14 protein-coding genes are annotated in these 17,199 nt (G+C 64.2%); 13 read left to right on the top strand and 1 reads right to left on the bottom strand.

Translation table 11 applies throughout. The features are described from left to right. Positions 1–154: 154 nt before the first annotated feature. The 11 genes from ACERIT_RS02965 to ACERIT_RS02915 all read left to right on the top strand — a co-directional run bounded on the left by ACERIT_RS02965 (position 155) and on the right by ACERIT_RS02915 (position 11,956). Complete coding sequence (locus ACERIT_RS02965) at positions 155–733, top strand: hypothetical protein (RefSeq protein WP_373673313.1); 579 nt, start codon at positions 155–157, stop codon at positions 731–733. Continuing rightward, on the top strand, positions 730–1,467 hold the full coding sequence (locus tag ACERIT_RS02960) for a ubiquinol-cytochrome c reductase iron-sulfur subunit (RefSeq protein ID WP_373673312.1): 738 nt from the start codon (positions 730–732) through the stop codon (positions 1,465–1,467). The genes ACERIT_RS02965 and ACERIT_RS02960 overlap by 4 nt, the downstream gene beginning before the upstream one ends. Position 1,468: 1 nt before the next feature. Continuing rightward, a complete protein-coding gene (locus ACERIT_RS02955) occupies positions 1,469–2,908 on the top strand; it encodes a cytochrome bc complex cytochrome b subunit (protein WP_373673311.1) in 1,440 nt (479 codons plus the stop codon). Continuing rightward, positions 2,905–3,102, top strand: a complete 198-nt coding sequence (locus tag ACERIT_RS02950) for a hypothetical protein (RefSeq protein ID WP_373673310.1) — start codon at positions 2,905–2,907, stop codon at positions 3,100–3,102. The genes ACERIT_RS02955 and ACERIT_RS02950 overlap by 4 nt, the downstream gene beginning before the upstream one ends. Next, on the top strand, positions 3,099–6,053 hold the full coding sequence (locus ACERIT_RS02945) for a molybdopterin-dependent oxidoreductase (protein WP_373673309.1): 2,955 nt from the start codon (positions 3,099–3,101) through the stop codon (positions 6,051–6,053). The genes ACERIT_RS02950 and ACERIT_RS02945 overlap by 4 nt, the downstream gene beginning before the upstream one ends. After that, the gene (locus ACERIT_RS02940; RefSeq protein ID WP_373673308.1) at positions 6,053–7,108 is read left to right on the top strand and encodes a 4Fe-4S dicluster domain-containing protein; all 1,056 of its coding nucleotides are present in this window, start codon (positions 6,053–6,055) and stop codon (positions 7,106–7,108) included. Before ACERIT_RS02945 ends, ACERIT_RS02940 begins: the two co-directional genes overlap by 1 nt. Beyond that, on the top strand, positions 7,098–7,958 hold the full coding sequence (locus ACERIT_RS02935; RefSeq protein WP_373673307.1) for an ethylbenzene dehydrogenase-related protein: 861 nt from the start codon (positions 7,098–7,100) through the stop codon (positions 7,956–7,958). Before ACERIT_RS02940 ends, ACERIT_RS02935 begins: the two co-directional genes overlap by 11 nt. A gap of 3 nt (positions 7,959–7,961) precedes the next feature. Continuing rightward, positions 7,962–8,783: a molecular chaperone TorD family protein gene (locus ACERIT_RS02930; RefSeq protein ID WP_373673306.1), complete on the top strand. Its 822-nt coding sequence runs from the start codon at positions 7,962–7,964 to the stop codon at positions 8,781–8,783. Between the two features lie 77 nt (positions 8,784–8,860). Next, a complete protein-coding gene (locus tag ACERIT_RS02925) occupies positions 8,861–9,733 on the top strand; it encodes a phosphate ABC transporter permease (protein WP_373673305.1) in 873 nt (290 codons plus the stop codon). Further along, positions 9,730–10,566: a HEAT repeat domain-containing protein gene (locus ACERIT_RS02920; RefSeq protein ID WP_373673304.1), complete on the top strand. Its 837-nt coding sequence runs from the start codon at positions 9,730–9,732 to the stop codon at positions 10,564–10,566. Before ACERIT_RS02925 ends, ACERIT_RS02920 begins: the two co-directional genes overlap by 4 nt. Position 10,567: 1 nt before the next feature. Continuing rightward, a complete protein-coding gene (locus ACERIT_RS02915) occupies positions 10,568–11,956 on the top strand; it encodes a P-loop NTPase (protein ID WP_373673303.1) in 1,389 nt (462 codons plus the stop codon). 273 nt (positions 11,957–12,229) lie between these two features. Here ACERIT_RS02915 and purD read toward each other — a convergent pair whose 3' ends face one another. After that, complete coding sequence (gene purD / locus ACERIT_RS02910) at positions 12,230–13,513, bottom strand: phosphoribosylamine--glycine ligase (protein WP_373673302.1); 1,284 nt, start codon at positions 13,511–13,513, stop codon at positions 12,230–12,232. Positions 13,514–13,647: 134 nt separating this feature from the next. Here purD and ACERIT_RS02905 point away from each other — a divergent pair, with 134 nt between their 5' ends. Together ACERIT_RS02905 and ACERIT_RS02900 are read left to right on the top strand one after the other, a co-directional pair. Continuing rightward, positions 13,648–15,831: a thioredoxin domain-containing protein gene (locus ACERIT_RS02905; RefSeq protein ID WP_373673301.1), complete on the top strand. Its 2,184-nt coding sequence runs from the start codon at positions 13,648–13,650 to the stop codon at positions 15,829–15,831. Between the two features lie 90 nt (positions 15,832–15,921). Then, positions 15,922–17,187, top strand: coding sequence for an HAD family hydrolase (locus ACERIT_RS02900; RefSeq protein ID WP_373673300.1), 1,266 nt, complete (start codon positions 15,922–15,924; stop codon positions 17,185–17,187). Positions 17,188–17,199: the final 12 nt, after the last annotated feature.

Genomic DNA, 17,199 nt, shown 5'->3' with positions numbered 1-17,199 from the left:
ATCGGCGGCTAGCCGTCGGTACGAGTCCATCAACAAGCCGAATCCGAACAACGTAGAATCGGGGTAATCTTTAACAAACAGCCGTGTATCTCTTCGAAAGAAGACGAATTGTCAAACGAATACCAATTGTCTTCTGATCACCCTTCCCTCAACCATGGACCGTCGCACCATCCTCATCGTTGGAATTCTCCTCGCGGTGCTCCTTCCGATGTGGTTCGTCGCGGTACACGGCGAACCACCGTCCGAGGAGATCCAAATCGATCAGAGCGTCAGTGAGATCCGACCACTGGACGGTATCGTCGACACGCCCAACAAGCTGTCACCGAGCCAGGTGGGGGTGATCGTCTGGGTCGCACTCTTCGGTCTCGTCGGGGTCACGGCGTTCTTCCATCGGTTTATGGACAGGGCCGCCAGGCCCGACGTCGACAGCGACGCAACCGTCACCGACGGAAGCACCCTCTCTCTCCCCTGGATCGAGGCCGAGAATCGGTGGGTCGTTAACTACCATTCCCCAAGCGATGCCGTCGAGGGGCTGATCGCGATGGGGGGGTTGACGGCCCTGACGATCACCTTCGCGGCTCTGTTTACGGGTGAATATCTCACGCTGGCCCGGACCCAGTATTTCGGCATCTACGCGTTTGGGATGTTTATGTCACTCGCCGGACTGACCGTCTCGTATTACGCCTGGTTTATGCCACACATCGAGGTGGCCGAACGGAGGGAACACTCATGAGTGATGGGACCGACGACGATCCACGTCAGAGAGCGTCCGTGATCCCCGACGGCAGCGGTCCTGGGGAGGCCAGCCACGAGGTCACGGACGCGGAATCGAACCCCGTAGATGATTGTCCCTGTGCCGCCCAGCAAGGGACAGAAGAGCCGAGCATCTACGGGGAGTTCTGGCGGGACAGCCGCGCACGGATGGAACGCCGGGACTACGCAAAAATCCTGGCGACTCTCGGAGGACTCACCGCTGCCGGCAGCCTCATCGCTCCGCTCGCCAGCCTCACGCACGTGTTCGAACGGTCCTACACCGGCCCCATCTATTCGGATGGGGTCGCGCTCGTCGACGAGAACGGCGAGCGAATCCAGGAGGATCAGCTCGCGGAGGGTGAATTGCTGACCGTTTTTCCGGAGGTTCGTCCAGGTATCGAGCAGGCACCGACGCTGCTCGTTCGATTCCCGGAGGATGCCTATGGCGGGAATACGCGACTCGAATTCACCGCTGCCGGGTACGCGGCCTACTCAAAGGTCTGTACCCACGCGGGCTGTATGGTTGATGATCGAGACGGCGACATCCTCGTCTGTCCGTGTCACTCCGGCCGGTTCGATCCACTCTCCGGCGCCGACGTCACGGGTGGCCCTCCCTCGAGGGAGCTCCCGCAGCTTCCGATCACCATCTCCAGTGAGGGGTATCTCGTCGCAGTCGGCGACTTCGAGGGAACGGTTGGCCCGGGGGGTGAATGAGATGGAACGACTCGATCACCTTTATCGCTGGTTCGACGATCGACTCGAACTCGATACGGCCCGGACGTTCCTCGGAAAGGCCTTCCCCGCGGAGGACTCCTACCTGCTTGGTGAGATCGCCGCCTTTTGTTTCCTCCTGTTGGTGCTGACCGGGATCTTTCTCGGCTTCTTTTTCGAGCCGAGCACGAGCAGCGTCGAGTACGACGGCAGCGTGGCGCAGTACCAGGGTGAGGAGATGCCGGAGGCATTCGTAAGCGTCCTCAACATCACCTACGACGTGCCCTTCGGGATGTTGATCCGACGGATGCACCATTGGGCGGCCCACCTGTTCATCGCCGCGATCGGGTTACATATGCTCCGTGTGTTTTTCACCGGCGCGTATCGCAACCCTCGGGAGATCAACTGGGTCGTCGGCTCCGGGCTGGCCGGCTTGGCAATGTTCGCAGCCTACACCGGCTACGCGCTTCCGTTCGACGAGTTCGCCAGTACCGCCGCCGGCATCGGCTACAACGTTGCCACGTCCGTTCCGTTGATCGGGGACGCCCTTGGACAGATCGTCTTCGGGGGAAGTTTCCCATCGAGTGCGACGATACCGAGGCTGTACTTCCTCCACGTTCTCGTGTTACCGTTGGCGATCGCGGGGTTGCTCGGCATACACATGTTGATCCTCATCCGTCAGAAACACACGGAGGCCCCACGCGAATCGGACGTGGACGGTCGCGAATCGGTCGACCAGGATGACGATAGCGTCGTCGTGGGGCTGCCGATGGTACCGAATCAGGCCGCGGTCAGCGCCGTCGTCTTCTTTCTGACGTTGGCCACGCTGTCGCTTTTGGCGGGCTTCCTCCCGGTTCACAATATCGCCGAATATGGACCGAACGATCCGGCTGCGACGCCGTCGCTCGTGATGCCGGACTGGTTCCTGATGTGGGGATACGGGTTCTTGAAGCTGACCCCCTCCTGGATGAGCGTCGATCTACTAGGTATTCACGTCAGTCCCGAGTTCATCGGAGGGCTCGTCTTGCCCGGGCTCGTGTTTGTCGCAGTCGTTCTCTGGCCCTTCATCGATTACGAATCCGAGCCGACCCACTTTGGAGCCAACCCCCTCGATCGACCGGTTCCCACGGCGGTCGGGGTCGCTGGTGTCGTATTCATTATGCTGGCCTCCATCGCCGGAATGGACGTTATCGTCGCCGAGATCCTGGGCTCGACGACGGCCGATCTCAAGCCGTACCTCACGCTGGCGCTGATCGCAGGACCGATCCTGGCAGGCGGGGCCACATACGCGGCCCTGAGTGGGAACGAAGACGATGACCGTCCCGACGAACCGGCCACTGGTGACGACGCTGGCACGGACGACGGTCACCTCGAAGACGAGGTCGCGTCCGAACGGGCGTCGTCGGCAGACGACGACGCCGATCGGTCGGAGGGACAAGCGTGAGCGATCGACACGATAGCGGGCCGAGAACGCCGCCCGTACGGCGATACCACGTTCTGGATCGGGCGAGCAAAATCCTCGGAGTCGTGCTGATCGCCACCGGACTCCACCTTGGTGGTGGGACACCAGCCGGCCTCACCGTCGCGGCGCTTGGTGTTGCCTCGGGACTCCTGACCGTACTTATCAACAGACAATGAGCGACAGTAACGAGCTTCACGACGATTCGGAATCGACCACCGCTGGAACCGAAACCGCCCGGCGTGACTTCCTGAAAGGGATCGGCCTCAGTGCGACGCTGGGAATCTCCGGCGTCGCCATGGCTGATGAGCAACTGGCGATGGATGGACTTCAGGTCGTCGACGATCCGATCGGCTCGTATCCCTACCGGGACTGGGAGGACCTCTACCGCGAGGAATGGGACTGGGACGACAAAGCCCGATCCACACACAGCGTGAACTGCACGGGCAGCTGCTCGTGGCAAGTGTACACGCGAAACGGCCAGGTATGGCGCGAAGAACAGGCCGGCGACTACCCCCGGTTCGACGAATCCCTCCCCGATCCGAACCCGCGGGGCTGCCAGAAGGGCGCGTGCTTTACGGACTACGTGAATGCCGACCAGCGCGTCACCCACCCCTTGCGGAGCGTTGGGGAACGCGGGAACGGGAAGTGGAAGCGGATCTCGTGGGACGAAGCGCTCACCGAGATCGCCGAGGAGGTCCTCGACACCGTCCAAGACGAGGAGTACGACGCCATCAGCGGGTTCACGCCGATCCCCGCAATGAGCCCGGTGTCGTTCGCCGCGGGGAGTCGGCTCGTAAATCTTCTCGGTGGCGTCAGTCACTCGTTTTACGACTGGTATTCGGACCTCCCGCCCGGACAGCCGATCACGTGGGGGACCCAGACCGACAACGCGGAGAGTGCGGACTGGTATAACGCGGACTACCTCATCGCGTGGGGATCGAACATCAACGTGACGCGCATCCCGGACGCGAAGTACTTCCTTGAAGCCGGCTACAACGGGACGAAACGCGTCGGGATCTTTACGGACTACAGCCAGACCGCGATCCACTGTGACGAGTGGATCGGGCCCGAACCCGGCACCGACACCGCGCTCGCACTCGGGATGGCACGAACCATCGTCGACGAAGGGCGCTACGACGAAGCACACCTCAAAGAGCAGACGGACATGCCGCTGCTCGTGCGCGAGGACACCGGGAAATTCCTGCGCGCGAGCGAAGTCCCTCGTCTTGACGTCGACGCAGACCGACCGGAGAAGGTGTTCGTCATGCAGGACGCCGACGGTGACCTCCGCACGGCACCCGGGTCGCTCGGCGAGCGCGACGGCCAACACGATCACTCCGTGAGCATCGAACTCGACTTCGATCCACAACTCGACGCCGACCCCGACGTGACAACCACCGAGGGCGGGGTCGACACGCGGACGGTCTGGCTGAACCTCCGCGACGAACTCTCCCAATACACGCCCGAACACGTAAACGAGGTTACAGGCGTTGGACGGCAGACGCACCAGGAGATCGCCAGGGAGTTCGCGGAGGTCGATCGTGCGAAGATCATCCACGGCAAGGGGGTGAATGACTGGTACCACAATGACCTCGGGAATCGGGCGATCCAGCTTCTCGTGACGTTGACCGGGAACCTCGGTCGGCAAGGAACCGGCGTCGATCACTACGTCGGCCAGGAGAAGATCTGGACGTTCAACGGCTGGAAGTCGCTGTCGTTCCCGACCGGGAGCGTCCGCGGAGTGCCGACGACGCTCTGGACGTACTATCACGCCGGCATCATGGAGAACACCGACCCCGATACGGCTGCGAAGATCCAGGAGTCGATCGACAAGGGCTGGATGCCGCTGTATCCGAGCGAGCGCGACGACGGCAATCGCCCGGATCCACGATTGATGTTCATCTGGCGGGGGAACTACTTCAACCAGGCGAAGGGGAACCTCGCGCTGGAGGAGGTGCTCTGGCCCAAACTGGATCTCGTCGTCGACATCAACTTCCGGATGGACTCGACCGCGCTGAACAGCGACATCGTCCTTCCGGCGGCGAGCCACTACGAGAAACACGACCTCTCAGTGACGGACATGCACACGTACGTCCATCCGTTCACCCCCGCGGTGGAACCCCTCGGCGAGTCGAAGACGGACTGGCAGATCTTCCGCGAGATCGCGGCGAAGATCCAGGAACTGGCCCGCGAACGCGGCATCGAAGCGATCGAGGACCGGAAATTCGACCGCGAGATCGACCTCCAATCGGTGCATGAGGACTACACCCGCGACTGGCTCGCCGATGAACCCGGCGCACTCGCGGAGGACAAAGCAGCAGCCGAGTTCATCCTCGAACACTCCGAGGAGTCAAATCCCGCGGATTCCGCCGAGCAGCTCACGTTCGACGATCTCGACGAGCAACCACGCCGCCTCCTGGAGGCCGGCGATCACTGGACGTCGGACATCGAGGACGGGGAAGCGTACACGCCATGGCAGGACTACGTACAGGACAAGAACCCATGGCCGACGTTCACGGGCCGCCAGCAGTACTACATCGACCACGACTGGTTCCTCGAACTCGGGGAAGCCCTGCCGACGCATAAGGACGCCCCCGTGCTCCAGGAGAAGTCCAAATACCCGCTCGGGTACAACACGCCACACAGCCGCTGGGCGATCCACTCCACGTGGCGCGACAACTCGAAGATGCTCCGCCTCCAGCGCGGGGAACCGACGGTGTTTTTGAACCCCGACGACGCCGAAGAACGTGGAATCGAGGACGGGGACACCGTCCGCGTGTACAACGACCTCGACAGCGTCGAGGTGCAGGCGAAGATCTATCCGAGCGGCGAACCCGGGACGGTCCGGCACTTTTTCAGCTGGGAGCGCTTCCAGTATCCCGATCGGAACAACTTCAACTCGCTCGTCCCGATGTACATGAAGCCGACGCAGCTCGTCCAGTACCCCGAGGATACCGGAGAGCACTTGCACTTCTTCCCGAACTACTGGGGACCGACCGGCGTGAACAGCGACGTTCGAATCGAAGTCGAAAAAGTCGAGAGTGCATCGGAATCGGTAAGCGACGCCGAATCGATCGCGACCGGGACGCTCGGTGGGCTATCGAACCTGCTCGGGGGTGACGACTGATGAGCCAATCCGAGGACGGAAACGTCGACCTCGCCGACGGCGTCGACCATCAGGTCGCAATGGTGATGGACCTGAACAAATGTATCGGCTGCCAGACGTGTACGATCGCGTGTAAGACGAACTGGACGGAATCGGGCGGCCGCGAGTACATGTACTGGAACAACGTGGAGACGAAACCCGGCTCCGGCTACCCCCGCGACTGGGAGGAAATGGGCGGCGGGTGGGACGACGAGGGCGAGGAACGCACGCCGGGCGATCTCCCCGATCAGGAGGAATACGGTCGCGCGTGGGACTTCAACCACGAGGCGATCATGTACGAGGGTAGCGACGAGCCGCTCCGACCGCTTGAGAACGCCGAGTGGGGACCAAACTGGGACGAGGACGAAGGCGCAGGCGAGTATCCGAACTCGTATTATTTTTACCTCCCACGGATCTGCAATCACTGCACGCATCCGTCCTGCGTCGAGGCATGTCCCCGGTCCGCGATCTACAAACGCGAGGAGGATGGCATCGTCCTCGTCGACCAGGACCGCTGTCGTGGCTATCGATACTGCGTCGAAGGCTGTCCGTACAAGAAGGTGTACTACAACGCCCAGACGAAGATGAGCGAGAAGTGCATCTTCTGTTACCCCCGGATCGAAGGGGAAGGCCCCGAAGGCGAGGTGCGACCGCCCTCCTGTGCTGAAGACTGCCCTCCACAGCTCCGACACGTCGGGTTCCTCGACGACGAGGACGGGCCGATCCACGCGCTCGTGAACGAATACGAGGTCGCGGTCCGCCTCCACCCCGAGTACCGCACGGAGCCGAACGTGTACTACATCCCGCCGTTCGCGCCGCCGCAGACGTCGGACGCCGGCGAGACGCTGAACGCCGAACGCATCCCGAGGAACTACCTCGAGGAACTATTCGGCCCGAAGGTCAACGACGCGCTCAATACGATCAGTCGCGAGCGTGAGAAGGTCCGACGCGGCGAGGAGAGCGAGCTTATGAACATTCTGCAGACGGTCGATACGGAGGATCAGTACCGTCTGGAGGTGTTCAGCGATGACGACTGACGACGGGGGATCGACCAGGGGACGAACATTCCTGCGATCGAAGGAGTTGGCGATCGCGGGCGTACTCGCACTCGTGATCGTCGCCGCGGTCGCGACGCTCCCCCTGCTCGTCGATGCACGTCCTGCCTACGAGATTCCGGTCGACTATCGGACGAGCGAAGGCGACCTGCAGGAGCCGACTGGCGAGTCCTGGGAGACCGTCCCGGCGGCGAGTGTCCCGTTGAGCAGTGCCGGTGCAGCCGTCCCGCAGGCGGAGGACACGACCATCGAGCAGATGCGCGTCGAGGTGGCACGAACGAACGACCGTCTCTACGTTAGACTCTCCTGGGCCGACGCGACGAGCGACACCTCAACCGACTCGCTCCGCGAGTTTGCCGACGCTGCTGCACTTCAGTTCCCCGTGAACGAGAGCGAGCGTCCGCCGATCGCGATGGGATCGACGAGCAACCGGGTGACCATCTGGTACTGGAGCGGCGACGGCCAGAGCCAGTCGCTGCTGGCCGGCGGTGCCGGGACGACAACCCAGGTTCAAGACAGCGCGATGACCACGACCGCGACTCACACCGATGACCGCTGGAACGTCGTGTTCTCGCGGCCGCTCGCATCCGACCGGGCGAACGCCACGGACATCCCGACCGACCAGGACATGGACGTTGCGCTCGCGGTGTGGAACGGGTCGAACATGGAACGCTCCGGTCAGAAGGCGGCAAGCGAGTGGTACTACCTCGCGCTCGGTCCCGACACCGGCGGGCCGCCCTACGAGGCGATCCTCTGGACGATCGCCGGACTCGCGATCGTCTTCACGACGCTCGTCACCGTTGAAGGCGTCCGCCGCACGGGGAGTGAGTGACCGATGACGACGCCGAAGACGAATGCGGACGACGCGGAGCGTGACGACGTCTCGAACATGGCCGACGATGATGTCGAAAGCGAGCGTGACGAGCCCGTGCTCGGCGCGATCGACACCGAGACCGGCGCCCGTGGCGCCGTGTACGCCCTCGCAGCGCGCGCGTTCGGCGAACCCGACCCGGAACTGTACGGCGCTCTCGCGGACGGATCGTTCGACGAGGAGTTCGCGACGTTCGTCGACCACACCGGCTTGGCCGTCGACTCACCCGATCTCACGGTCGACGATGACCGCAACACGCTCGCCGCGCGGTACAATGACCTCTTCGTCGTCGGGTACTCCGAGGTCATCGACGGGACCGACGGCACGATCGACAACCAGGGTCCGCCCGTGTCGCTTTATGAGTCCGCATACCGCTCGGCGGTCTCCTGGAACGACGTCAACCTCGACCTCGCTCGCGCCTACGAGTACTTCGGATGCGAGATCGACCAGGAGGAACGCCGCCACCACGACCACGTCCGGCTCGAACTCGAGTTCGCGGGCTACCTCTGCCGACTCGCCGCAGCCGACGCCGTCGCGGGCGGTGCGGACGTCGACCGCGCGCGACTCGACTTCCACGACCGCCATCTCACCATCCTGGTCACGGGGCTACACGACGCCCTCGCCGAGGAACCCGGCACGAGCATCTACGGCCGTCTCACAGCGTTCCTCGACGACTTCACCGAAGCCGACGTCGACGACCTCGATGCACGCCTCGATGTCGGCGCCGGACGCGCCGCAACCGCTTCGAGCAGCGACAACGCGAAGAACGGAGGTGAGGGCCGCTGAGCTCACGGACGACCGATCTCGACGGCGACGGCAGTTCCGGATCGGGCGGCGCGAGTGCCCAGCGAGCGCTCGCCAGCGTGCGATCGAGACTTGAGGCGCCGCGCCAGCGCGTACTCGTAGTGGGCGGCCTCGCCACCGTTGCGGTCGCCACTGTGACCGTGCTCCGCGTGCTGTACAACGTCCCGTTCGATCCGATCGAGTTCCCGAGCAGCGTTCTCGTTGGCGTCGGCACCCTCGCGGCAGTCCTTGTGGGTATCGCCCTCGGGACGACCGCCTTCGCCACGCGGAATGCCGTGGTTCGCGTCGGTCTCCTGTTTGCGGGCGTGTTCGGCGTGTTCGGCGTGCTCGCCGATGCGGCCGTGCTCCCCGCGGTCGTCGCGATCACGGGCGGTGGTGCCCTCGCGCTGGCCGGTGCACTCGGACTCCCACGCTCGTACCGCGGAGTGAGGCGCCGACTCGTCACTGCCGGATTCCTGGCCGCGATCGGTATCTCGCTCGCGACGACCACGGGGATCGTCGATGTCGGCGTCCGTGGACTCGGAACTAGCCTGTTCCTCGCCGCATTGACGCTTCTCGTGATCCGAACCGGCGGCGATCCGATCGCGCTCGTCGCTGGCGCCGTTGGTTTCCTCGCGGTCATCGCAGCCAGTACGAGTGCACCGTATCTCGCGGGGAGCGCGCTTCTCGTCGGCTTCGGCGTCGTCGACGGCGCACATCTGCTCGTCGCGACCGCCGTCTTCGGCGGGGTTGCCGCGGTCATCGCTGGCCTCCGCCGGGGTGCACCTGCGCTCGTGGCCGGAGCTACCATCCTGCTCCTGGCTGGTGCACCCGCGACGCCGGGGGCCGCGATGGCAATCCTCCTCGGCACGATGCTCGCCTGCACCGATCTCGACGACGTGCTCGCGGATGCTCCCGGAGACGGGTCCACGACGGAGGTGACTGCCGAATGAGAGACCCCGACGAGGCGACCGACGGGCCGACCGACCCCCGCGTACATCCCGAGGAGAGCCCTGGGTTCGGTGAGGACGCCGACGGCCTCTCGGACATCGAGGTGAGTCGTGACGTCACGATCGGCGAGGCGACGCCGAGAGAGCTCCAGGCGACCGACATCGCGCCCATCGCGAGTGAGTCCGCCGCATCGAAGATCGCGGACCTCCGTGAGGGCGATCCCGTCGAACGTCGGCGCGCCGCGCTCGCGCTCGGCGAGGAACGACGCACCGAGGCCGTGCTCGACGCGCTCGTCGAGTACGGTCTCGCGGACGCGGACGACGACGTCCGCCAGTTCGCGGTCGAAGCTCTCGGCGACCTCGGTGGTGAACGCGCGGGCGAAGCGGCAGTCGCAACCCTTGAGGACGACGACCCGTGGGTGCGCGCGGAAGCCGTCGTCGCGCTCGACCGCATCGACCGCGCGGCGTACGCCGATGCGATCGAGGGCGCGCTCGACGACGGCCACCACGCAGTGGTACGGAACGCGATGGTCTCGCTGTTCAAACGCCGGGGCGAGGACCTCCTCCCGGTACTCCTGGCGTGCTCGCGCGCGGAGAGTGAACGCCTCCGTGAATGGGCCGTCCACCTCCTTGCGGGCGTCGACGACGAGCGCGCGACCGAACGCCTGGAAACCGTCGCGAATGACGACGCGGAACCCAAGGTCGTCCGCAGTACTGCCGCGCGCGCGCTCGATGCCGATCCCGGGAAGTTCCGTCGCCAGTTCACCGGCGGCACCGAGAACGACAGCACCGCGCTCCCCGGCGAAAGCACGCTGAACCGACGACCGGATCTCTAAGATGTCCCAGGACACTCCCAACCCATCAGCTGCGGACGAATCGGACGCCGAGAACGCTGTCGACGGATCCCGCGGTGATGCGTCGGACCCGGAGGAACCGACGAATCCCGACGAGCCGGTCTCGAAGGATGCGGTCGAGGCGGCGCTCCGACGGGTTCGCGATCCCGAATCGGACGTAACCGTGTTCGATGCCGGCCTCGTGGAGAACCTCGAAATATCCGGTGAGAGCGTGACGATCGAGGCCGACCTCCGTGAGTTCCCGCGAGAGAGTGCAGAACAAGTATCGGCGACGATGGTACGCGCAGTCTCGGACATCGAGGAGGTCGCCGGGGTGCACGTCGAGCAGATCGACCCGAGTCCGGATCTGGATGGGCGCGCGTCCGGCATCCAAACCGCGGATCGCGTCATCGCGGTCGCGAGCGCGAAGGGCGGCGTCGGGAAGACCACGGTTGCGACCATGCTTGCGTGCGCACTCGCCGTCGACGAAGACGCCAACCACGCGGACGAAGATTCATCCAGCGTGGGGCTGTTCGACGCGGACATCTACGGGCCGAACGTCCCGGCGGTCCTCGAAGCGACCGGTCCCGTATACAGCGATGACGACGGGAAGCCGGTCCCGATCGACGTCGACGGCCTCGAAGTGATGAGCATGGGACTGCTGTCCGACAGCGGACCGCTTGCCTGGCGGGGAGCGATGGCGCACGACGCACTTTCCGACCTCTATGAGGACACCGCGTGGAGCGACCCGGACACTATCGTCGTCGACATGCCGCCCGGCACCGGCGACGTCGCGTTAACGACGCTCCAGGAGGTCCCCATAGATGGCGTCGTCCTCGTCACGACGCCGTTCCATGCGGCGGTCTCGGACACCCATCGCTCGGTCCAGTTGTTCGAGGAAAACGACGTGCCGGTACTCGGAGTGGTCGCGAACATGGGGACGTTCGTCTGTGATGAGTGTGATCATCCCCACGACCTCTTCGAGGGACCGAATCCGATCGAGTCGTTGGAGGTGCCGATCCTCGAAGAAATTCCCTTTTCGCCCACGATGCAGGAGACGCCACGGCCGACGCCGGACGGACTCACACGGCATGCTCGGGACCTCGGCGCCGCCGTGACGGAGCGCTTCGACGAGGTCTGGGAGATCGACGTGCCGGAGAACGCGGTCGATCTACGCGACGTTCCGTCGGACGAACGACGTGAGCGAGTGAAGGATGCGTTCGAATCGGTCGACTCCGGTGAACGACTGTACGTCGTCAGCGATCGGGATCCCACGCCAGTTCGGGGCTATCTACGGAAGATACTCGGCGACGAGGCGGAAGACGGACTGGAGTCGTTCGAAGTCAAACGACAGAATCCGGAGACCTGGCTCGCTCGGGCGACGCGTCCGTGATGTCTCCGACCGTCGTCCAAACCGGCACGAGCCGAGAGCGGCCACCTCGGTCGCCCGAGCGCATGGCCGACGGTTGCTGAGGGCGAGGACCCCCATCGAACATCCCTCGACCTGACGGTAGGGTACGCGGTCTCTCTCGGAGCAATCACATCCGGAAGCAATCACATCCGGAAGCAATCACATCCGGAAGCAATCACATCCGGAAGCAATCACATCCGGAAGCAATCACATCCGGAAGCAATCACATCCGGAAGCAATCACATCCGGAAGCAATCACTCCCGAATCGCGTCCATGTGGTCGATCCGGCGTTCGACGAGATCTCGGGTGCCGATGTCATGGCGGATTCGGACGCGATCGCCCGCGGCGGCAAGCCCCTCCTCGGCGGACGCCTCCGCGACGGCGATCGATTCGCCGAGCCCGACGACGGCGAAGGCCCGTGAGGTCGTGGTGTAGATCCCGTCACCGCGGTCCTCCACGCTTGCGTAGAATAACAGCGCATCACCCACGCTCTCCTCGTCGACGTCGATACGGGCGCCCGCGTCCGGATCGGTCGGATACCCGTCCGGTACCGCGTACTTACAGACGGTCGCCTCCCCGGTGAACTCGAGTTCAGGAAGGGGATTCCCGTCGCGTGCGGCCGTGATAACGTCGAGAAACGGCGTCTCGAGAACCGGCAGCGTGTTCATCGCTTCCGGATCGCCGAATCGAGCGTTGAATTCGACGACCCTCGGTCCCTCCTCCGTGAGCATGAACTGGCCGTAGAGGATCCCCTTGTACGCCGGTAAGGCATCAACGACTGCCTCGATGATCGCGACGGCGGCCTCGTAATCGCCCTCATCCATGAACGGGAGCGAGAACCCCGTATCTGAGTAGGAGCCCATCCCGCCGGTGTTGGGCCCTTCGTCGCCTTCGTAGGCGCGTTTGTGGTCCTGGACTGCGGGGGTGGTTCGCACTTCCTCGTTCGCGACGAACGCCTGGATCGTGAACTCCTCGCCGACGAGCCGTTCCTCCAGGACGACCCGATCGTAGTCGGACTCCCGGAGGTACGTCTTCGCCTCCGCCGCGGTGACCTGGTCGCCGATCACCTTCACGCCCTTGCCGCCGGTCAGGCCGGCCGGCTTGACGGCGAGATCGCCGTCGTACTCGTCGATATATCGACAGGCCGCCTCCATGTCCTCGAAGGTCTCGAAATCCGGGCAACCGGGGACCGCGTTCTCACGCATGAACCGCCGCTGGAAGGCCTTGTCCGTCTCGATCCGTGCCTCCTCCGAGCGCGGACCGAACGCGTAGATCCCCGCCGCGTCAAGGGCGTCGGAGACGCCGGCGGCGAGTCCCGCTTCCGGGCCGATGATCGCGGCGTCGGCGCCGATCGACTCCGCGTACTCGACGATCGCGTCGGCGTCCGTCTCGTCGATGGACTCGAAACCGGAAGCGATCCGAACGATGCCCGGATTCTCGTTTTTCGCACACGCATACAGGTCACAGTCGTCCGCGAGCGCACGCGCGATCGCGTGCTCACGGCCGCCGCCACCGACCAGCAGGACGGTCTCGGTCATACGCGAGAGGTTTGCTCACGGTAGTGTAAACCTTGTCCTTGAAAACCGAACACCGATCCATAGATGTGGATATCGCCGTCGAGAGCGGCGTCCGTGTTAGGGCGTCTTTTCACGGTGGAACCGCTATTCGTGATATGTCCACTCCGACGGATCGAAACCGACTGACGGAGGAGGCGAGTCCGTATCTGCAAGCGCACGCGGACAACCCCGTCAACTGGCAACCCTGGGACGATCGGGCCTTCGAGATCGCGAAGGAACACGACGTCCCCGTCTTCGTATCGATCGGATACTCGGCGTGTCACTGGTGTCATGTGATGGAGGAGGAGAGCTTCTCGGACCCGTCGGTGGCCCGGCTGCTCAATGAGTCGTTCGTCCCGATCAAGATCGACCGCGAGGAACGCCCCGACGTCGATTCGGTGTTCATGACTATCTGTCAACTGGTGACTGGTGGCGGCGGGTGGCCGCTTTCGGCGTGGTGTACGCCCGAGGGAGACCCGTTTTATATCGGGACCTACTTCCCAACGGAGTCAACCCACGGACGGCCGGGATTCACACAGCTGTGTGAACGGATCGCGGATTCCTGGAACGATCCTGACCAGCGCGCCGAAATGAAAACGCGTGCCGACCAGTGGAGGAAGGCGGCACGCGATCGCGTCGAATCCGTCCCCGAACAGCCGGGCGAGTCGCCGGGTAGCGAGATCTTAGAGGAGGCGGCGACCGCTGCTATCCGTGGGTACGACGAGAAACACGGCGGGTTCGGCAGTGACGGGCCGAAGTTCCCGCTTCCCGGTCGGATCGAGATGCTCTGTCGCGCGTACGCGGTTTCAGGCCGCGATGAGATCCTGGAGGCGGCCACCGGAACGCTCGACGCGATGGCCGCGGGCGGGATGTACGACCACGTCGGCGGTGGCTTCCATCGATACGCGACGGACCGATCCTGGACGATCCCGCACTTCGAGAAGATGCTCTACGACAACGCGGAACTCCCACGCGTGTATCTGCGCGCCTTCCAGCAGACCGGCGATCCCACGTACGCACGGGTCGCTCGCGAGACCTTCGCGTTCGTCGAGCAGGAACTGATGAACGATCGAGGAGGGTTCTACGGCACGCTCGATGCGCGGAGCGTTCCGCCGCAGTCACGGCGGGCAGCGGGCGGTCCGGCCGACGCTCTCGAACCGGAAGAAGGTGCCTTCTACACATGGACGCCCGATGAAGTCGATACCGTCCTCGAGGACCCTGACGCCTCGATCGTCCGCGATCGCTATGGTATCTCGCGAGGCGGCAACTTCGAGGGAGGAACGACCGTCCCGACGATCTCGACATCGATGGACGATCTCGCGGACGAGTACGGCCTCGATCGGACGTCGATCGGCGAACGCCTGATGGACGCACGTGCGGCATTGTACGAGGCTCGCGAGGAGCGCCCACGCCCCGCACGCGACGAGAAGATCATCGCCGGTTGGAACGGGCGGATGATATCGGCGTTCGCCGCCGGCGCACAGGTCCTCGATCCGTCGCTCGCGGAGCGGGCGGAGTCGGCGATCGAGTTTCTCCGTGAAACCCTCTGGGACGCCGATGAGAACCGACTCGATCGGCGCATCATCGACGGCGATCGGGAGGGCCCCGGCTACCTCGGGGACTACGCATATCTGGCGCGTGGTGCGTTCGATACCTACCAAATCACCGGAGAGATCGCCCACCTCGAGTTCGCGATCGATCTGGCCGACCGTATCGTCTCCGCCTTCTACGACGAGGAAGCCGGGACGATGTATACGACCCCGGCGGAAACCGAAACCGACGCCGACGGGAGCCGTCTCTCGGTTCGTCCCCGGGATCTGACGGACCGGTCGCTCCCCTCGAACGTCGGGATCGCAGCCGGACTGCTCGCCGATCTGGAGGGATTCGTCGGAAGTGACTCCGAACGACCCTACCGAACGATTGCCGAGCGCGTGGTCGAGACGCATGCCGATCGGATCCGGGCGAGTCCGCTCGAACACGTCTCGTTGGCTCTCGTCGCGGACCGACTCGAGCGCGGTGGAACCGAGATCGTGGTCGTCGGCCCGGACCTCCCGAGCGACTGGTGGGAGACGCTCTCTGAGACATCCCTTCCGGGTGCGGTCGTGGCGCCGCGACCGACGGACGACGAGCGTCTCGACGAGTGGTGTGACCGACTGGGACTCTCCGAGGTTCCGCCCGTCTGGGCCGGCCGCGACGCGATCGACGGGGAGCCGACGGTTTACGCCTGTCGCGGATTTGCCTGCTCGCCGCCGGAGACGGACCTCGATGACGCGATCGAGTGGCTGCAGGCGAACGCGTGAGTTCCCGACCCACGCGGATCGGTGTCGGCGGTATCCGGATTCCAGTCGACGGTTGAGTACGTTCTTAACCCCCGAGCGTGACGCACCCGTATGGAACGGTACGACCTTCTGTATCGTCTCTACGAGGAGTTCGACACGGAGACCCTCCGCGAGTACCAGTTCTTCGTCGACCTCTTTCCGCCCGTCGACTCCCGGGTGGCTCTCGAACACTGGGAGGAGGCGAGCGACGAACTTGACCAGCGGAAGACGGCGATCCGTGAGGCGTTTCCCGCAGGCACCACCTTCGCGGAGATCGCGGCCTACGCGAACCGCGAGATCGCGTTCACCTCCCTCGATCTCCTAAATCGGTACGGGCGGGCGGTCAACGCGCTCGTTCTCGACGTCGACGAGACGCTTCGATCGGCCGGCGGGACCGACAACGAGATCCCCCGCGAGACCCTCTATCTGCTCACGGAATTTCACGAACGGGGCGTGCCGATCGTCATCTGTACTGGACAGACTCTCGAGAACGTGAAGGGGTTCATGATCCAGGGACTCGGGAACGAACTCGTCCACTCCGGAACCCTCTCGATCGTCTATGAGGCCGGAAACGGCGTGTTCACGCCCGGTCACGGATCGCGAACGAAGCAGCTCCTCTATGAGGATCTCGGCGACGAGATCCGCTCCGTCTTCGAGTCGGTTCGGACGCGCGTTCTCTCGGAAGCTCCGGAGGCGGTCCGACGCGGGTGCCACCTCCAAGGCAACGAGTTCAACGTGACGCTCAAGCCGAACTTCGAGACGGGAAGTTCCGACGCCGAGACCGTCATCGATCGTGGACTGGTCCACCTGCTCGATCTCCTCGGAGCGGCGGTCGTTGACGTTCGATCCGAACGGGACGGAGCGGACGACGTCGACCCGGAGATCGGCGGCCAGTGGGCGCGTACACACTACGGGCATCTCGATCCGGAGATCAGCGAGGTTCTCGAGGCGGCCGGCGAGATGAGTGACCGCGACGTGGAGGCGATCCCGGATCACGTTCGCGAACTTTTCGAGTTGATCGACGTCGGCTACTACCACGCCGACGCAGCCGAGATCAGCTCGCTCGAACTCAACAAGGTCGAGGGCATCACGGCCGCACTCGATGTGCTCGGGATCGACGATCCGTTCGTACTCGTAATGGGCGACAGCAAATCCGATCTCAGGATGATGCGCTGGGCCGAAGCGAACGGGACCGGTCTCTCCGCGGCTCCCGAACACGCCTCACGGGACGTGCTCTCACACGTCATGGATACCGACGGTCTTACCTTTAAGGCGGGACAGTCCGCGGAGATGCTGCGAACGATCTACGTGCTCAACCTCCTCGCTCGACTCGAGTGAGATCGGGAATCG

The organism is Halopenitus sp. H-Gu1, assembly GCF_041821145.1.
GTDB lineage: Archaea > Halobacteriota > Halobacteria > Halobacteriales > Haloferacaceae > Halopenitus.
Note: the sequence above shows the minus strand (reverse complement) of the source record. Positions and strands in the feature narration are given on the sequence as shown.

Bases quoted from the DNA above. Each gene is read 5' to 3' on its own strand.
- ACERIT_RS02965 (WP_373673313.1), top strand. From the start codon at position 155: ATGGACCGTCGCACCATCCTCATCGTTGGAATTCTCCTCGCGGTGCTC.
- ACERIT_RS02960 (WP_373673312.1), top strand. From the start codon at position 730: ATGAGTGATGGGACCGACGACGATCCACGTCAGAGAGCGTCCGTGATC.
- ACERIT_RS02955 (WP_373673311.1), top strand. From the start codon at position 1,469: ATGGAACGACTCGATCACCTTTATCGCTGGTTCGACGATCGACTCGAA.
- ACERIT_RS02945 (WP_373673309.1), top strand. From the start codon at position 3,099: ATGAGCGACAGTAACGAGCTTCACGACGATTCGGAATCGACCACCGCT.
- ACERIT_RS02940 (WP_373673308.1), top strand. From the start codon at position 6,053: ATGAGCCAATCCGAGGACGGAAACGTCGACCTCGCCGACGGCGTCGAC.
- ACERIT_RS02935 (WP_373673307.1), top strand. From the start codon at position 7,098: ATGACGACTGACGACGGGGGATCGACCAGGGGACGAACATTCCTGCGA.
- ACERIT_RS02930 (WP_373673306.1), top strand. From the start codon at position 7,962: ATGACGACGCCGAAGACGAATGCGGACGACGCGGAGCGTGACGACGTC.
- ACERIT_RS02920 (WP_373673304.1), top strand. From the start codon at position 9,730: ATGAGAGACCCCGACGAGGCGACCGACGGGCCGACCGACCCCCGCGTA.
- ACERIT_RS02915 (WP_373673303.1), top strand. From the start codon at position 10,568: ATGTCCCAGGACACTCCCAACCCATCAGCTGCGGACGAATCGGACGCC.
- purD (WP_373673302.1), bottom strand. From the start codon at position 13,513: ATGACCGAGACCGTCCTGCTGGTCGGTGGCGGCGGCCGTGAGCACGCG.
- ACERIT_RS02905 (WP_373673301.1), top strand. From the start codon at position 13,648: ATGTCCACTCCGACGGATCGAAACCGACTGACGGAGGAGGCGAGTCCG.
- ACERIT_RS02900 (WP_373673300.1), top strand. From the start codon at position 15,922: ATGGAACGGTACGACCTTCTGTATCGTCTCTACGAGGAGTTCGACACG.